The sequence below is a fragment of the Thermoanaerobacterium sp. RBIITD genome, from assembly GCF_900205865.1.
GTDB lineage: Bacteria > Bacillota > Thermoanaerobacteria > Thermoanaerobacterales > Thermoanaerobacteraceae > Thermoanaerobacterium.
In genome coordinates this window covers 880,536-896,655 of the sequence record NZ_LT906662.1, presented here as the reverse complement: position 1 = coordinate 896,655, position 16,120 = coordinate 880,536, and the positions used below count along the sequence as shown (strand labels likewise).

Here is a 16,120-nt window from a genome sequence, read left to right as displayed (position 1 = left end):
TTGCCGGTTTTTAGGCTAACTTATGAGTGCTTATTTAGAATATTTAAGCACCGGTTTTCTTGCTGCTTTTACTTCATCAAGCCTTCTCATATAGGGTTCATGTGGCGCTTCTTTGAGTGATTCTGGATTTTCCTTAGCTTCTTTTGCGATAGATTTCATAGCATCTATAAATTCGTTTAGCGTTTCTATACTTTCGGTTTCTGTTGGCTCAATCATAAGTGCGTTGTCTACTATGAGTGGGAAATATATTGTCGGTGGATGAAATCCATAGTCTATTAATCTTTTTGCTATATCCAATGTCGATATATTGCTTTGCTTATCTTTAATCCCGCTGAAGACAAATTCATGTTTACATACACAATCAAAAGGAAGGTCATAATAAGCTTTAAGCATTTCTTTTATATAATTGGCATTAAGTACGGCTGTTTCACTGGCTTTTTTAAGACCTTCTGCACCCATTGAAAGTATATACGCATATGCTCGTACCATAACACCGAAGTTGCCATAATAGCTTCTTACCTTTCCGATTGTGTATGGTATATCATAATTTAAAACATATTTATCATTAACTTTTTCAACGACAGGAACAGGTAAGAAATCTACTAAATCGCCTTTGACACCGACGGGACCGCTTCCTGGACCACCACCGCCATGGGGTGTTGAGAAAGTTTTGTGGAGATTTAGGTGCACTATATCAAATCCCATATCACCCGGTCTTGTAATACCCATATTAGCATTCATGTTCGCTCCATCGTAATACAAAAGTCCACCAGCATCATGAATTAAGTTTGCTATTTCACAGATGTTTTTCTCAAATAGACCTAATGTGTTAGGATTTGTAAGCATTAGCCCGGCGACTTCATCATTTAAAACAGCTTTTAATGAGTCAATGTCAATTAAACCGTCCTTACCAGACTTTATTTCAACTACATCAAAACCTGCTGTTGTTGCACTGGCAGGATTTGTACCATGTGCTGAATCAGGTACTATCATTTTCTTTCTTTTATGATCACCACGGTTTTCAAAATACGCCCTTATTATCATCATTCCAGTAAGTTCACCATGTGCACCGGCAGCTGGCTGTAGTGTAACTTTGTCCATTCCAGTTATCTCTTTTAACATATTCTGAAGATTATACATAAGTTTAAGCGCGCCCTGTACTGTATTTTCATTCTGTAATGGATGTATGTCTGTAAAATCTTTTAAATTTGCTATATCTTCATTAACCTTTGGGTTGTATTTCATTGTACAGGAACCAAGTGGATAAAATCCCTTATCAACACTGTAATTTTTATATGAAAGATTTACATAATGTCTGGTTAACTCAAGTTCGCTAACCTCTGGAAGATCTAGTTCATCTTCTCTCAATAAATCCTTTGGGATCATATCATCTAGACTAGTCTCTTTTACATCTAAAGGTGGAAGAGAATATGCAGTATGACCTTTTTTGGAGACTTCAAATATCAATTTATCATAACTCATGCTATTCCCTCCAATATATTTACTAATTTGTAAATTTCGTCTTTTGTCCGCTTTTCTGTGACACATAGAAGCATAGTATCTTTATATTTCGGATATACTTTTTCTAAATTATATCCGCCAAGTATATTATATTTAAGCAGGATTTCATTTATTGAATCAACACTTGTATCGCATCTTAACGCAAATTCCATAAAAAATGGTTTTTTAAAGACTGGCTTAAATTTGCCAGAATTAACAAGGGTGCTAAAAGCATAATGAGCCTTATTTAAACACTGTGACGCAACATCATAAAGTCCTTTTTTGCCAAGTGCTGTCATGTAAACTGCGGAAGCCAAAGCATTTAGCGAATTATTTGTGCAGATATTTGATGTAGCTTTTTCCCTTCTAATATGCTGCTCCCTTGCCTGAAGTGTAAGCACGAAGCCTCTTTTACCATCAACGTCACTTGTTTCACCGATTATTCTTCCTGGCATCTTTCGCATAAGCTTATTTGTTGTTGCCATAAATCCTAAGTGTGGTCCGCCGTAATTTAGCGGATTTCCGAGAGGCTGACCGTCGCCGACAGCGATATCTGCACCAATCTCACCAGGTGTTTTCAATAGTGCTAATGATATTGGATCAACATACATTATTAAGAGTGACTTGTTTTTGTGTACTATCTCTTCAACCTCTTTTAAATCCTCGATAATGCCAAAAAAGTTGGGATTTTGCACTATTAATGCTGCAACGTTAGAATTTAATGATGATTTTAGTGCATCAAGATCGATAGTACCATCACGGTCTTCAAGTTCAACTAATTCGACGTCGCTAAATCTCATGTATGTTTTTAAAACATTTTTTACCTCTGGATTTACATTTGAAGATACAACAATGCTTCTTCGATGTGTTACACTTACAGCCATTTTTGCCGCTTCGCTGCATGCTGTTGCACCATCATACATGGACGCATTTGACACATCCATTCTAGTGAGATTGCATATCATCGTCTGATACTCAAAAATTGCCTGTAATGTGCCTTGGCTTATTTCGGCCTGATATGGCGTATAGGAAGTATAAAATTCTGGTCTTGACACAATATGCTTAACAACTGATGGGATATAATGGTCATATACACCAGCGCCTAAAAAGCATATAAGCACATCTGTGGACACTATCTCATTTGTTAATTGATTTATATTGTTTAAAAGTTCTGGCTCTGATATTGGCTTATTTAAATTTAGATCCCGCTTTAAGCGTATTTTTTCTGGTATATCTTTAAATAAATCATCTATTGAATTAGCGCCTATCGCTTTTAGCATTTCATTTTGTTCATCATTTGTTGCTGGAATATATGGAAACATGATGTCACTCCTTTCATTTATTAATGTTTTTTTGAATTATGCTTCATTTTCACAGTATTCCTTGTAATCATGTGACGACATTAAGTTATCCAACTCGCTGCAGTCATCTAATATAAGACATATCATCCAGTTATCGTATGGGGCACTGTTTAATAATGAAGGGTCATCGATTAGTGCTTTATTTATTTCAATAACTTTTCCACTTATAGGTGTATAAACATCTGATGCAGCCTTGACGGATTCTACAACACCAAGTGTATCACCTGCATTAAGCAGCGTGTCGATTTCAGGTAATTCAACATATACGATGTCACCAAGGGAATGCTGTGCAAAATCGGTTATCCCGATGTATGCTTTGTCATCTTCAACCCTTACCCATTCATGGTCTTTTGAGTAATAAAGTCCTTCTTCAATCTTCATAATAAAATACCTCCTATTTTTTGTAATTTTTCTTATAAAAGTTTTTGCCTGTCAATACTGCTTTTAAAGGCTTTTTTCTTATAAGTATTTCTATCTCATTGCCAACTTTGGCAAATCGAGAGCCAATCAATGCAAGACCAATGTTTTTATTTAATGTCGGTGAAAAATATCCAGTTGTAACAAAACCTATAATATCGCCATTTATTGCTACTTCATAACCATGCCTCGGTATGCCGTTGTCTATCATTTCAAATCCAATAAGCTTTCTTTTTATTCCATCTTGTTTTTGATTTTGTAATGCATTTTTGCCAATAAAATTTTTATCAAATTTAACAAAGAAACTGAGTCCTGCTTCAAGTGGCGATATATCCTTAGAAAGTTCATTGCCGTAAAGTGGCAATCCTGCTTCAAATCTCAAAGTATCCCTTGCACCAAGTCCTGCAGGCGTAAGACCTAATTCTTTGCCTTTTTCCATTATTTGCTCCCATATAAATGGTCCATATTCATTTTTCGCATATATTTCAAATCCATCTTCACCGGTATATCCTGTCCTTGAGACAAGGCATTTTACACCCTTTACGTGTATTTTTTCGAAACAGAAAAATTTTATGTTATCAAGATTGTAATCTGTCAAAGATTGAAGTATTTCTTGAGCCTTTGGACCTTGTAAAGCTAATTCCGTTATATTATCAGATATGTTTTCGATTTTCATATTGTATCCATTTTTATTATCAAGTATCCAGTTATAATCCTTATCAGTATTGCTGGCATTTACAACTAACAGAAAATCATCATGTGAAAATTTATAGACTAAAAGGTCGTCTACAGTCCCACCGTTTTGATAACACATAGGTGTGTATATAACTTGATTCGATGCAAGTTTTGATATGTCATTGGTAACTAAATATTGTATGAATTTTTCGGCATCGGGACCAGTAATTTTTATTTCACCCATATGTGATACATCAAAAAGGCCTGCTTTTGTCCTTACAGTTTCATGTTCTTTTAATATTCCTTCGTATTGAACAGGCAATGCCCAACCGGCAAAATCAATTATTTTGCCGCCATATTTTATATGTGTTTCATAAAGAGAGGTTTTCTTTAAATTATCCATCAAAATCATTCCTTTCATATTGTGTCAATGAAATATCACGCTTTCGTACTAAAAAAGAGGAATATGAAGACATAATGTCATCATACTCCTCTGTATGTTTACCTGAGAGATTCTACACTATTGTGTATTGCTCCTTCGGTGCCATAAGGCTTTCCAGAGACCCATCAAATAGCGATTGATTTGCCTGAGAGATTTTATGAAATTATGACATATTTCATATTGCTCCTTCGGCCACCTATGGGTGTCTCTCGCTATTTTCATCTGGAAATATTAAATTTTACACTACTAATATATTATATTATAATAAAAATATTAGTTCAATAATGATGGAGGAATTTTTATGCTGTACATATACAATAAGAGTACAAATCCATATTTCAATTTGGCAACAGAGGAGTACCTTTTAAAGAATTTTGATGAAGATATATTTATGCTTTGGAGAAATGCTCCTTGTATAGTTGTCGGCAAAAATCAGAATACCTTATCTGAAATTAATTTAAACTATGTGAAAGATAATAATATTATAGTAGTTAGAAGATTATCAGGCGGTGGTGCTGTATTTCATGACCTTGGAAATCTTAATTTTACTTTTATCCTAAAAGATGGCAGTGAAAATTTCAGCGATTTTAAGAAATTTACAATACCTATAATAGATGTTTTAAAAGGCCTATCTATTGATGCTAAATTTGAAGGAAGAAATGACATAACAATAGATGGAAAGAAAATTTCAGGCAATGCCCAATATAGCTATAAAGGCAAACTACTACATCATGGTACACTACTATTTTCTTCGAATATGGTGGATCTGTCCGCAGCATTAAATGTCAAACCGTCGAAGTTTGAAGGGAAAAGTGTTAAATCGGTTAAGAGCAGAGTGACTAACATAGAAGAGCATTTAATAAAACCTATGTCAATAGAGGATTTTATAGACTTGATTATGAAACACATTATAAAACAATACGGAGGAAATAACCTTTATGAATTTAATGAATCCGATATAAAGTCGATTGAGAAATTGACAGAAGAGAAATATAGCACATGGGAATGGAATTTTGGAGCATCGCCTAAGTACAGTTTTAAAAATGAGAAAAAATTTGATGGCGGAAATGTGGAATTGTTTCTCAATGTTGAAAGGGGAATTATAAAGGATGTGTATTTTTATGGTGACTTTTTCAGCAAAAATGATGTATCTGAAATAGAAAAAGCTTTAATTGGTATAAGGCATAAAGAGGATGATATAAAAGGTGTGTTAGAAAGTTTTAAAATAGAAGATTATTTTTCTAATATAAGTGAGAAAAATTTATTAGAATTATTTTTTTAATTTATATGGATTTTACATATTTACAAAATAGACTTTTATAATATAAAAAAAATTGTACAAAGGTAAAACATGATGTTTCTCAACTATGTCTACTCATGGTATCATTTCCTTTCAATAAAAGAGCTAAAAATATTTATATCATACAGTTATTTGAAATGTAGAATTTTTTGTATTAATATAGAAAATATATAATATTAATAATAATGAAGTGAGGGAGTTATTATGAATTACGAAGACAGAGTTGCAAAACGTGCGAAATCAATTGAGATATCTACAATAAGGTATTTCTTTAATATGGTAAAGGATGTTCCAGGGGCCATATCCCTTACAATAGGTGAGCCTGATTTTATTACACCAAAGCACATAGTGGAAGCTTGTGTAAAATCACTTAATGAGGGGAGAACAGGTTATACTGTAAATCCTGGACTCATAGAGTTAAGAGAAGAGATAGCTAAATATCTAAAAAAAAGGTATAACATTAGTTATAAGCCTGATGGAGAGATACTTGTCACAATAGGTGCAACAGAGGCAATTTATATAGCTATAAATACCCTTGTTGAAGAAGGCGATGAAGTATTAATACCAGAACCGTCTTTTGTCGCCTATGACCCATGTACAAAGCTTGCCGGAGGCAAATCGGTTTTTGTTCCTACATATGAGGAAGATAATTTCATATTAAAAGCAGAGGTTTTAGAAAAATACATAACTAATAAGTCAAAAGTTTTAATACTTCCATACCCGAATAACCCAACAGGTGCAGTATTACCATATGAAGATATGATAAAAATAGCTGATACTGTAAAGAAACATGATCTAATCGTAATAACGGATGAGATATATTCTGAGCTTGTCTATGGCGGATTTAAACACACAAGTTTTGCATCATTACCAAACATGTGGGAAAGAACTATTACTATTAACGGATTTTCGAAATCTTATGCTATGACAGGCTGGAGGCTTGGATATATAGCTGCACCAGAGTATTTTATAAAACATATGACAAAGGTACACCAATATGATGTGACAGCAGCTTCTACACAGTCACAGTATGCTGGTATAGAAGCAATGAAAAATGGCGATAGTGACATAGAACATATGAAAGAGGAGTATGATAAAAGGAGAAAGTTCTTGCTCCGCAGTTTGAGAGATTTAGGCTTTTCTTGTTTTGAACCAAAAGGTGCATTTTATATATTTCCTTCTATTAAGAAAACGGGGCTTACATCAACTGATTTCGCAAAGAGATTGCTATATGATGCAAAAGTTGCAGTAGTACCTGGTAATGCATTCGGTGAACATGGTGAGGGGTATATCAGAATGGCATATGCTACTTCTATGGATAATCTTAAGGAATCAGTAAAAAGAATAGAAAAATTCATGAAGCAGTTTTAAATATGAATTAAATGTAGCATGGAGCTATGATTAGTATATGTTCCATGCTTTTTTAATTATTGATTTATATATTCTTTATTTTTTCTTAATAATTTTGACATAAGGTATGTATATAATTTATGATATAATATGATATGGTATAATATTAATATAACTATTTTTTGAGGGGATATGTTATGGAAAATAACACAAACGTTAAGCGAAGTGATAGAAATAAAAGGACAAAAAAGAAAGGTACTGTTAAAAAAGTATTTACCGCTATCTTTTGGACTATTTTAATCGTATTTTTAGCAGGCGTTGGTGCTGTTGGTGGAAAAGTATTAGCAATCATTAAAAACACACCGCCACTATCACAGGATGCATTGACAAAGATGAAGCAATCGTCAATTATATATGTCAAAAATGATAATGGTGAATGGGATAAAGCGGCTATCTTACATGGTGCAGACAATAGATTATGGGTATCAATTGATAAGATTCCAAAAAATCTTCAAAATGCAGTTGTTGCAATAGAGGACCAAAGATTTTATAAGAATAATCTCGGCATAGATCCAAAGAGGATCGCTGGTGCATTGGTAACAGATTTAAAAGCAGGTGGTAAACCTGTTGAAGGTGCAAGCACGATAACACAGCAACTTGTAAAGAATACTATGCTTTCAAACGAAAAAACTTTAACAAGAAAAATACAAGAAGCAGTATTGGCTTGGAAGCTTGAACAGAAATACTCAAAACAGCAAATACTTGAAGCATATTTAAATACCATTTATCTTGGTGGCCCCCATATAAATGCGTATGGTGTGCAGGCAGCAGCGTTACAATACTTTGGGAAGGATGTCAGCCAGTTAGACCTTGCGGAATCTGCCATGATAGCTGGTATTACGAACAATCCTTCTATTTATTCACCGGATTCTAATAAAGAGCAAGCAACTGAAAGGCAGCATCTTGTATTAAGTGAAATGCTTAAACAAGGATATATAACACAAGATGAATATAATAAGGCTATAAATGAGAAACTTAATTATTCTTTTAATAATCTAAATCTTACGAACTATAACCATAAATCCTTCATTGACAAAGTTATAAATGATGTAGCAAGTTCTCTTAGCCAAAAGCTGAATATTTCAAATGGTGACGCATTAAATATGATATATAACGGCGGACTAAGGATTTATGCAACGATGGATCCAAAAATACAGTCAATAATGGAGGATGCATTTAAAAACCCAAAGTTGTTTCCTGTTGATCCAACGAGAAAAGAAGCAGTGCAAGGTGCTATGGTCATTATGGATTGGAAAACTGGGGAAGTAAAGGGCATAGTTGGTGGAAGGGATACAAATGACTTTAAGGTAACTACAAGGGGACTAAATTTGGCTACAGATTCATATAGACAGCCTGGATCGTCTATAAAGCCTTTGACTGTATATGGTCCGGCACTTGAAAGCGGCCTTACTGCCGCAACGGTTGTCGATGACGTGCCAACTACATTTCAGGTACCGGGGTCAAAACCATATACACCACACAATTATGAAAGTAATTATTATCATGGGCTTGTAACTTTAAGAGAAGCTATAACAGATTCACTGAATGTACCGGCGGTACAAGTGGTAAATAAAATAGGCATAAATGTCTCTGCAAATTATGGAAAAAAATTTGGACTAAATATAACAAAAGATGATATGTACCTTCCTGCCCTAGCACTTGGAGGAATGACAAAAGGTATATCACCACTTCAAGAAGCTGCAGGATATGGTGCGATTGCAAATAAAGGAATGTATATAAGCCCTATTACATTTACAGAGGTTAAAGATGCACAAGGTAAGACTTTAATTGATAATATACCAAATAAGCACGTTGTTTTAAGTGAACAAAATGCATATATATTAAGATCAATGATGCAAGATGTCATTAATCAAGGTACAGGTACAGCGGCTAGACTACCTAATATGGCTGTTGCTGGGAAAACTGGTACTTCAGAAGGATCAGGAAATGTATGGTTTTCTGGGTTTACACCGTACTATGTCGGAACTGTATGGATGGGGTATAAATCAGGCAACATACCTGTAAAAAATTATGGTTCTCCTGTCGTCGGCGGTACATTCCCTGCAAATATGTGGAGAACTGTAATGCTACAGATACATCAAAACCTTCCCCCAAAAGACTTTACAGATAAGCCGTCTGGAATAGTATATGAAACAGTATGTAAGGATTCCGGAGATTTACCGACAGACCTATGTAGGCAAGACCCGAGAGGTGACAGGACATATACTGAAATGTTTGTTGATGGCACACAGCCAACAAGCTTTTGTACGGTACACGTCACAGCCAAGATAAATACATTAACAGGAAAACTTGCATCACGGTGGACATTGCCATTCCTTGTAAAAGAAGAGGTATTTATCAATCCCCCAGGCAGGACACCGGAACAGAATGCACATGCCGCAGATGGCAAATACGTTGTACCAACGGCCGTTGATGATAGCAGCCAAAGACAGCCTAGTGACAATCAAAATGGCAATCCATCCGGAAATGATAATGGTGGTACAGCACCTGTGAATGGAACGGTACCAGGTAATACTAGCGATAACACCGGGCAGAATAACAGTAATGGAAATAACAATGGCACAAATACTAATGGTGCTCAAAATAGTTCCGATGGACAGAATAATGGTGTGCAAAATAATACAAGTGGAACTACACAAAGCAAAAGTAAGAATAACCAAGGAATTGGGCAAAATATATTAAATTCAATACTTGGTAATTAGACAAAAGGCTATACTTATAAAGAAGTATAGCCTTTCTTTCTTATTATTGTTAACTAATTTATTTAAATTTGTGATATTATATATGTAAGGAAATGGAGGTATATATTGTGAAAAAAGTTTATTTATTGTTTATCATAATCTTTACTTTATTCATTTACGGATGTAATTTTTATACTCCAAGACAAGCAATTACTCCTCCAGTACATACACAAACAAGGGCATTAAAGAATGATAATTTACCGATTTATTCGATAAGGGGAAATGATGAAAGGTTTTTAGATACAGAATTTATAGGGAATGATACAATCGCAACTCTTATTTATAAGAATAAATTGGTGTATATTGGATTTTATCAAAGTGGGAAACTGGTCAAAGAAAGAGAACTAGGCAAAGAACCCAATTATAGAATTATATCATGCAATAATAAGCGGATACTTTTAAGAAAAGGAAATGACGAGTTATTGCTATTTGATAGTAACTTAAGTTTAATTTTAGACATTGATATGGCGAACAACAAAAATAATAATGTTTATATTAATGGCATTTTATCTCCAGAATCTGATCTTCTCGTTGTATCAAATATTTATTATGATAATAAAAGCCAAATAAAGAAGGGTATGCTTAAAATATATGAAAATGAAAAACTTAAATACAGTAATGAAAATGTAGCACCATTAATATGTAATTTCAGCAAAGACGGAAAGAAGTTTCTTTATATTGATATAAATAATCCTAGTAGATATGATATGTACGTAACGGATACAAATGGGGTAACCTTAAATAAGTATACTATTGATAATAATGCAAATAATGTCTTAAACAATAAAGACATTAATGAAAATGCTTGGTTATCAGTAGATGGGAAAACAATTTTATTTACTACTAACAATTCTAAGACAACCAGCTCTGGAAAATTGTATATATATAAAGAAGATGGGACACATTACGAATATGTGGTATACGGTGGCAAGTATTATATTAATGATGATGGAAGCAAGATAATAACAGGCAATTATGGCGTTACATATATATACAAAAATAATAAATTATCAGATAGTATTGTGGTTAACTATGGAATAATAAATGATGTTTTCTTTTCAGGAGAAAAAGCATATTTTGCTATAAATGGGACTACTGTTCCTAAAAACAATGGCAAGGATTATATAGGTGTGATGAATGAAAATGGAAGCCTGATATGGACATCAAAAACATATGATATTATAGCTATATTAAAATTTTCGAAAGATGGGAAAAGGCTGTTAGGTCAATCATCAAATGGAATATATGTATATGATTATTCAAAAGGAAGTGTTGATACTATTGTTAAGCCAGTTAATGGTAGGTTCCCGGAGAAAATTTGGCAAAAGAATATCGGCTTAGATTATGGTGGAAAAGCACTAATAAAGCTTGATGAGAGTGAAAATATTTATATTGCACATGATAATATGCTAGAAAAGTATAGCAAAAATGGCAATAGATTCTGGATTAACAATGTAAAAGGAAATATTGAAAACTTAGCAGTATCGCAAAATGGAGAATCCTTAATTTCATCAAACAATAATGGGGTATTTGAAGTGATAAAATTCGATAAAAACGGCATGATTACTGCACATAAATACATTAAAAAAGGACACTCAGTAACGTCACTTGCTATATCTACAGATGGAAAACATTTTGCATATGCTGTATCAACACCAGATGATAAAGAAAATGGCTCATTTATTGACCTTTTTAACGAAATGGGTTACATGTTGTGGGAGCAGAAGTTAAAAGGTGATGACGTTTATAGTTTAAATATTATAAAAGAATATGTATCAGCAAGTTATAATGGTAAACAAAATGGCTATATTGTCATAGGTCTTGATGGAAATGTAAAAATTGATAAACGAGATAATGATAAAGAAGTATATATAAAACAATCTGATGATGGCAATACATTTTTTACTAAAACGAGCTCTGGTAATAGATTATATAATAATAGTAAAATAATAAATATTGCTTTAGAGAATAATCTAAGTATTAGGAATTCTTATATATCTGATAATGGTGATGCATTTATTGAAGGATATAATATGAAATCGGGTAAATATGAACTCACTTTCATAAATGGATTCAAAGTAGCAAAAAAGGTATCATTTGACTGGATCATAGAAAAAGCATGTGAATCAGACGACGTCAGATACATTGCGATATTATCTAAGGAATACGAAAATATATTAAATAATGCTAATCGTGTCACATTATATGATTTAAAGGGAAATGTGCTTTACAATTATTACACAAAAACGGGTATTAGTGATATAGCGATTAGTGATGATGGCATGTACCTCTATATGTATTCTTGTGATGGAAATGTATATAGATTTAAAAACAGGTAAAAATTATTGAAGGAAAACTAATATCGGTGTAGAAATATATATGTAAGGGGGCGTTTACTATGAAAAGTTTAGATTATCTAAAAGAGCTTTCAAAATTTGAGCATCGTGGTTCTGCTACGAAAAACGAAAGAAAAGCTGCTGATTATATTGCAGGCGAGTTAAAAGACATGGGATACGATGTTATAAAACAGGAATTTATGACAACCCGCGATAATCTTTATATTTTGCCATTGCAGTTTGGCATCCTACTTTTTGTAATGGGTGCTGCTTCACTTGTATATGATGAATATCTCAATATTATAGAATTCATTATAAGCCTTCTTGCTATAGGTCTTTTATTGTTAGAACTTAGCGGTAAATATTTTGAAACAAGTTTAATGCCGCGGCATCTATCTAAAAATGTCTTTACTAAGTTTGAGAAAAATAATAAAAAGAAAATATTTGTCTCTGCTCACTATGATACGCAAAAGGGCAGTATAATGTTTAGCCCGAAAATAGTTGATAAACTTAACACAATTTACAATATAGGATATTTTGGATATGCATTGATTCCGGTAGGTATCATTTTTGAGCTTTTTCACTTACATTTAGTATCATATATCATTCAAGGAATTGGTCTTACAATAACCTTCTTTATGATTGTATTTATGCTCATATGTGAGATAAGTGGGAAATATACTAATGGTGCAAATGATAACGGATCTGGGACGGCACTTGCAATGGCCCTAGCAAATTATTATATCAACAATAAAAATGATTTTCCTCAAGATGTAGATATAGTATTTTTGTTTACGGGAAGTGAGGAAACCGGTGAAAGAGGTATGAAAAATTTCCTAAAGCGGCATAAAAAGCTTTTAAATGATGATACACTGTTTATCATACTTGATAATCTTGGTGCAGGAAATTTAACGTATCTTGAAGGAGAGGGCATGATATTTTATAAAAAAGCTGGTGAAATTCTTCTTAATGTTGCAGATGAAATGAAAAATCAGTATCCGAACGGATTAGTACAAAGAATGAAAAACCTTCTTTTACCGACGGATGCCCTGCCTGTTATGGCAAACGGATTTAATGCAATATCATTTCTTTCAATGGATGAGAAAGGAAGGTTAAAAAATTATCATTGGTATACAGACACGCTTAATAATGTTGATACAAAATTGCTGAGGTATGAAGAAAGTTTTCTTATAGAATACATTTTGAGAGTTTCAAAAAGAATAAGCGAACATAATTAAAAGAAGTATAATTGAGTAGGAGGATTTCTCCTACTCAATTGTTTTTTTAAAATAATTACTTAGAATAAATACAAAGAATAATCCTATGATGCCACCGATAATTGCTGTTATTAGTTGTGGTAATGTGAATGCTTGTACAATCTTTAATGGCACTTTGACATTAAACCATAGAAGTATGTATTTTACAGATGCTGCTAACCATAGGAATTTGACAATTGCGCCAACTGCCATTCCAATGATATTATTTTTTATCGCTGAAAAAAGTAAGACATATATAACATTTCCTATCATAATGAATGGAATAAGAATAGGGAAACCCATGAGTCCTACCAAGAAGGCTATGATCGGTGTTAAAAGGCCTATTGATATACCCGACCATATGCCAACAATCCCACCGGCAATGATTAGCATAGCGTTAACAATGGAACCTGTTATAAGCTGTGGCATCTTTATAAATTGAATTATGATTGTGACAGCCAATAAAATCGCTGTCCTTGTGATAAATTTTGCATCAAATTTAAATGATGGTATACCATTATTCATAGTAACACCTCCTTTTATTTCCAAATACATTTTATCACTATTTTTTTCAAATGTTAATAGAAATATTAATGAGTTTAGAATGATTATTGACTTTTAATATTATAGGTACTACAATATAATATTGTAACAACTGTTACAATATTATATAGAGGTGTTAGAATGAACGAAATAAAATTTATAAACGTAGGTTATAAAGATGCAGAGAATGAAATTCTAAAGGGGATAACTATGGAAATCCCGGCTGGATATATCCACACTATAATAGGTCCATCAGGTGCAGGAAAGTCAACATTGATTAAACTTGTCAATAGGTTAATAGATCCAACAGAAGGCAGAATTCTAATTGATAATACTGACATAAGAGATATTAACATAATAGAGCTTAGAAGAAGAATTGGAATGGTATTTCAGCAAGCATATTTATTCGATGGCAGTGTTGCTGATAATATTAAATATGGCCCTATGTTAAAAGGAATTAATAATATCGATGTAAAACATTATTTAGATATAGTCGGACTTGATGCAAGTTATATGAATAGAAAAGTTGATGATTTATCAGGCGGTGAAGCGCAAAGGATTTCAATTGCTCGGGCGCTGGCAAACGAGCCAGAAGTATTGTTGCTTGATGAACCAACATCGGCACTTGATCCAGCGTCGACCCAGATTATAGAGGATCTAATAATGAATTTGAAAGACAAACTTAAGCTGACAATCGTGTGGATTACACATAATATGGAACAAGCAAAACGTGTTGGGGACTATACGATATTTATAAATAACGGATGTCTTGTGGAATATGGTGTGACAAAGGAATTTTTTGCAAATCCGAAGAGCGAGATATCAAAGCTTTTTATAGATGGAAAGCTTACAAAGGGGGAAGTCGCATGAGTGTATTGTCATTAGCATTATCATCAAGCCTTGTTCTTATATCAATATTTGTATCATATTATCAAAAACTTGGTGTTGAAAAAGAGGTTATAATTGGCACTATAAGGGCAGTAATCCAGCTAACAATAGTAGGGTATATTTTACATTATATATTCGCGGCAAATAATGTAATATTTACACTTGCTATGGTATTTGTTATGATAATCGTTGCTGGGAATAATGCAGCAAAAAGAGGTAAAGGTATACCATATGTATTTTATTTTATAACGATATCAATAGCAATCGGTGCTGCAATCACATTAGCTGTCCTTCTATTGTTTGGCAGCATACATTTCAGACCACAGGAAGTAATACCTGTATCAGGAATGATTATTGGGAATGCCATGGTTTCATCGGGATTAACAGTATCGAGGCTAAAAGATGAGATGAAAAATAGGAGACATGAGATTGAAACATATTTATCACTTGGAGCAAGCTCGAGGCAGTCAGTTCAAAAAATATTGAAGATTGCGATTAAAACAGGCATGATGCCTTCAATAGATAATATGAAGACACTTGGCATAGTACAACTACCTGGAATGATGACAGGACTAATACTTGGTGGTGTCGATCCTGTAAATGCGGTAAGGTATCAAATAATGGTGACATTTATGTTGGCATCAACGACAGCAATCGCATGTTTTACCGTGGCTTTCTTATCATATACACGCTTCTTTACGAGAAATCATCAGCTTGTGTCATAAGGTTGCCATGGGACATTGCTGTTGACGCAAAATAAAAATATAAAGTAAAACTTTTTAAGAAGTTTGTATCAAGGGAAAATTTACCTATGGTTTGCTACTTTTTCATTCAACTTTGTTAACTTTTTTTACTTTCTCTCTGTTATTACTGTCTTTCTTTTTGTTTGAAGGAGGATGTCTTTGCAGTCTTTTTAATTTCTTTTCTAATTTTTGCAGCCCTCTTCTTCGGATGACGGTAATGGTTTGTAGTAAATACTTGTACGGATAAGGCTTAATAAATCTACCTGTTCAGCAATTGAAAGCTCTATAGCAAATTATTCTAAAATAGATCCAATGTTGGGCACAATCGATGTATTAAAAAACTCATGGAGGATGCTCACAAAAGAAGAATAAAAGTTATACTGGACGGTGTATTCAATAAAACAAGCGAGTATTTACTTTAATAGATACAGCAAATACCTTCAATTTAATCCTTTTTATTTCAAGTTTTCTTCATACATGGTGAATT

General features: G+C 33.3%; 12 protein-coding genes, 1 pseudogene and 2 riboswitches. Of the genes and pseudogenes, 8 read left to right on the top strand and 5 right to left on the bottom strand.

The window, feature by feature from the left end:
• Window positions 1-30 precede the first annotated feature (30 nt).
• The 4 genes from gcvPB to gcvT are packed head-to-tail and all read right to left on the bottom strand — an operon-like array spanning window position 31 to window position 4,356.
• Complete coding sequence (gcvPB, locus tag CPG45_RS04295) at window positions 31-1,482, bottom strand: aminomethyl-transferring glycine dehydrogenase subunit GcvPB (protein WP_096230787.1); 1,452 nt, start codon at window positions 1,480-1,482, stop codon at window positions 31-33.
• Window positions 1,479-2,822, bottom strand: a complete 1,344-nt coding sequence (gene gcvPA, locus CPG45_RS04290) for an aminomethyl-transferring glycine dehydrogenase subunit GcvPA (RefSeq protein WP_096230786.1) — start codon at window positions 2,820-2,822, stop codon at window positions 1,479-1,481. Before gcvPA ends, gcvPB begins: the two co-directional genes overlap by 4 nt.
• Window positions 2,823-2,858: 36 nt before the next feature.
• Window positions 2,859-3,242: a glycine cleavage system protein GcvH gene (gcvH, locus tag CPG45_RS04285; RefSeq protein WP_096230785.1), complete on the bottom strand. Its 384-nt coding sequence runs from the start codon at window positions 3,240-3,242 to the stop codon at window positions 2,859-2,861.
• A 13-nt stretch (window positions 3,243-3,255) separates the two neighbouring features.
• Window positions 3,256-4,356 carry a glycine cleavage system aminomethyltransferase GcvT gene (gene gcvT / locus CPG45_RS04280; RefSeq protein WP_096230784.1) on the bottom strand — a complete coding sequence of 367 codons (1,101 nt, stop codon included), beginning with the start codon at window positions 4,354-4,356 and terminating at the stop codon, window positions 3,256-3,258.
• A gap of 88 nt (window positions 4,357-4,444) precedes the next feature.
• Window positions 4,445-4,515: riboswitch (glycine riboswitch) on the bottom strand.
• A 3-nt stretch (window positions 4,516-4,518) separates the two neighbouring features.
• Window positions 4,519-4,617: riboswitch (glycine riboswitch) on the bottom strand.
• 79 nt (window positions 4,618-4,696) lie between these two features.
• Between gcvT and lplA the strand changes: the two genes are divergently transcribed.
• From lplA to CPG45_RS04255, 5 genes are all read left to right on the top strand, one after another.
• The gene (gene lplA, locus CPG45_RS04275; RefSeq protein ID WP_096230783.1) at window positions 4,697-5,677 is read left to right on the top strand and encodes a lipoate--protein ligase; all 981 of its coding nucleotides are present in this window, start codon (window positions 4,697-4,699) and stop codon (window positions 5,675-5,677) included.
• Window positions 5,678-5,899: 222 nt separating this feature from the next.
• Window positions 5,900-7,066 (top strand): pyridoxal phosphate-dependent aminotransferase, encoded by a 1,167-nt coding sequence (locus CPG45_RS04270; protein WP_096230782.1) that lies wholly within the window; start codon window positions 5,900-5,902, stop codon window positions 7,064-7,066.
• A 176-nt stretch (window positions 7,067-7,242) separates the two neighbouring features.
• Window positions 7,243-9,828: a transglycosylase domain-containing protein gene (locus CPG45_RS04265; RefSeq protein ID WP_096230781.1), complete on the top strand. Its 2,586-nt coding sequence runs from the start codon at window positions 7,243-7,245 to the stop codon at window positions 9,826-9,828.
• Window positions 9,829-9,935: 107 nt separating this feature from the next.
• Window positions 9,936-12,206, top strand: coding sequence for a TolB-like translocation protein (locus CPG45_RS04260; protein WP_096230780.1), 2,271 nt, complete (start codon window positions 9,936-9,938; stop codon window positions 12,204-12,206).
• Between the two features lie 59 nt (window positions 12,207-12,265).
• Window positions 12,266-13,441, top strand: coding sequence for a M28 family peptidase (locus CPG45_RS04255; protein ID WP_096230779.1), 1,176 nt, complete (start codon window positions 12,266-12,268; stop codon window positions 13,439-13,441).
• A gap of 30 nt (window positions 13,442-13,471) precedes the next feature.
• On the opposite strand, the gene CPG45_RS04250 is transcribed toward CPG45_RS04255, so the two are convergent.
• Window positions 13,472-13,984 carry an ECF transporter S component gene (locus CPG45_RS04250; RefSeq protein WP_096230778.1) on the bottom strand — a complete coding sequence of 171 codons (513 nt, stop codon included), beginning with the start codon at window positions 13,982-13,984 and terminating at the stop codon, window positions 13,472-13,474.
• Window positions 13,985-14,143: 159 nt separating this feature from the next.
• On the opposite strand from CPG45_RS04250, the gene CPG45_RS04245 reads away from it, so the two are divergent.
• From CPG45_RS04245 to CPG45_RS18435, 3 genes and pseudogenes are all read left to right on the top strand, one after another.
• Window positions 14,144-14,872, top strand: a complete 729-nt coding sequence (locus CPG45_RS04245) for an ABC transporter ATP-binding protein (protein WP_096230777.1) — start codon at window positions 14,144-14,146, stop codon at window positions 14,870-14,872.
• Window positions 14,869-15,615 (top strand): ABC transporter permease, encoded by a 747-nt coding sequence (locus CPG45_RS04240; protein ID WP_096230776.1) that lies wholly within the window; start codon window positions 14,869-14,871, stop codon window positions 15,613-15,615. Before CPG45_RS04245 ends, CPG45_RS04240 begins: the two co-directional genes overlap by 4 nt.
• A gap of 309 nt (window positions 15,616-15,924) precedes the next feature.
• A pseudogene (locus CPG45_RS18435) lies at window positions 15,925-16,074 on the top strand (alpha-amylase family glycosyl hydrolase); the annotation flags it as partial.
• Window positions 16,075-16,120 lie beyond the last annotated feature (46 nt).

Excerpts from the sequence above, each read along its gene's own strand:
- gcvPB (WP_096230787.1), bottom strand. The coding sequence starts at position 1,482 with ATGAGTTATGATAAATTGATATTTGAAGTCTCCAAAAAAGGTCATACT.
- gcvPA (WP_096230786.1), bottom strand. The coding sequence starts at position 2,822 with ATGTTTCCATATATTCCAGCAACAAATGATGAACAAAATGAAATGCTA.
- gcvH (WP_096230785.1), bottom strand. The coding sequence starts at position 3,242 with ATGAAGATTGAAGAAGGACTTTATTACTCAAAAGACCATGAATGGGTA.
- gcvT (WP_096230784.1), bottom strand. The coding sequence starts at position 4,356 with ATGGATAATTTAAAGAAAACCTCTCTTTATGAAACACATATAAAATAT.
- lplA (WP_096230783.1), top strand. The coding sequence starts at position 4,697 with ATGCTGTACATATACAATAAGAGTACAAATCCATATTTCAATTTGGCA.
- CPG45_RS04270 (WP_096230782.1), top strand. The coding sequence starts at position 5,900 with ATGAATTACGAAGACAGAGTTGCAAAACGTGCGAAATCAATTGAGATA.
- CPG45_RS04265 (WP_096230781.1), top strand. The coding sequence starts at position 7,243 with ATGGAAAATAACACAAACGTTAAGCGAAGTGATAGAAATAAAAGGACA.
- CPG45_RS04255 (WP_096230779.1), top strand. The coding sequence starts at position 12,266 with ATGAAAAGTTTAGATTATCTAAAAGAGCTTTCAAAATTTGAGCATCGT.
- CPG45_RS04250 (WP_096230778.1), bottom strand. The coding sequence starts at position 13,984 with ATGAATAATGGTATACCATCATTTAAATTTGATGCAAAATTTATCACA.
- CPG45_RS04245 (WP_096230777.1), top strand. The coding sequence starts at position 14,144 with ATGAACGAAATAAAATTTATAAACGTAGGTTATAAAGATGCAGAGAAT.
- CPG45_RS04240 (WP_096230776.1), top strand. The coding sequence starts at position 14,869 with ATGAGTGTATTGTCATTAGCATTATCATCAAGCCTTGTTCTTATATCA.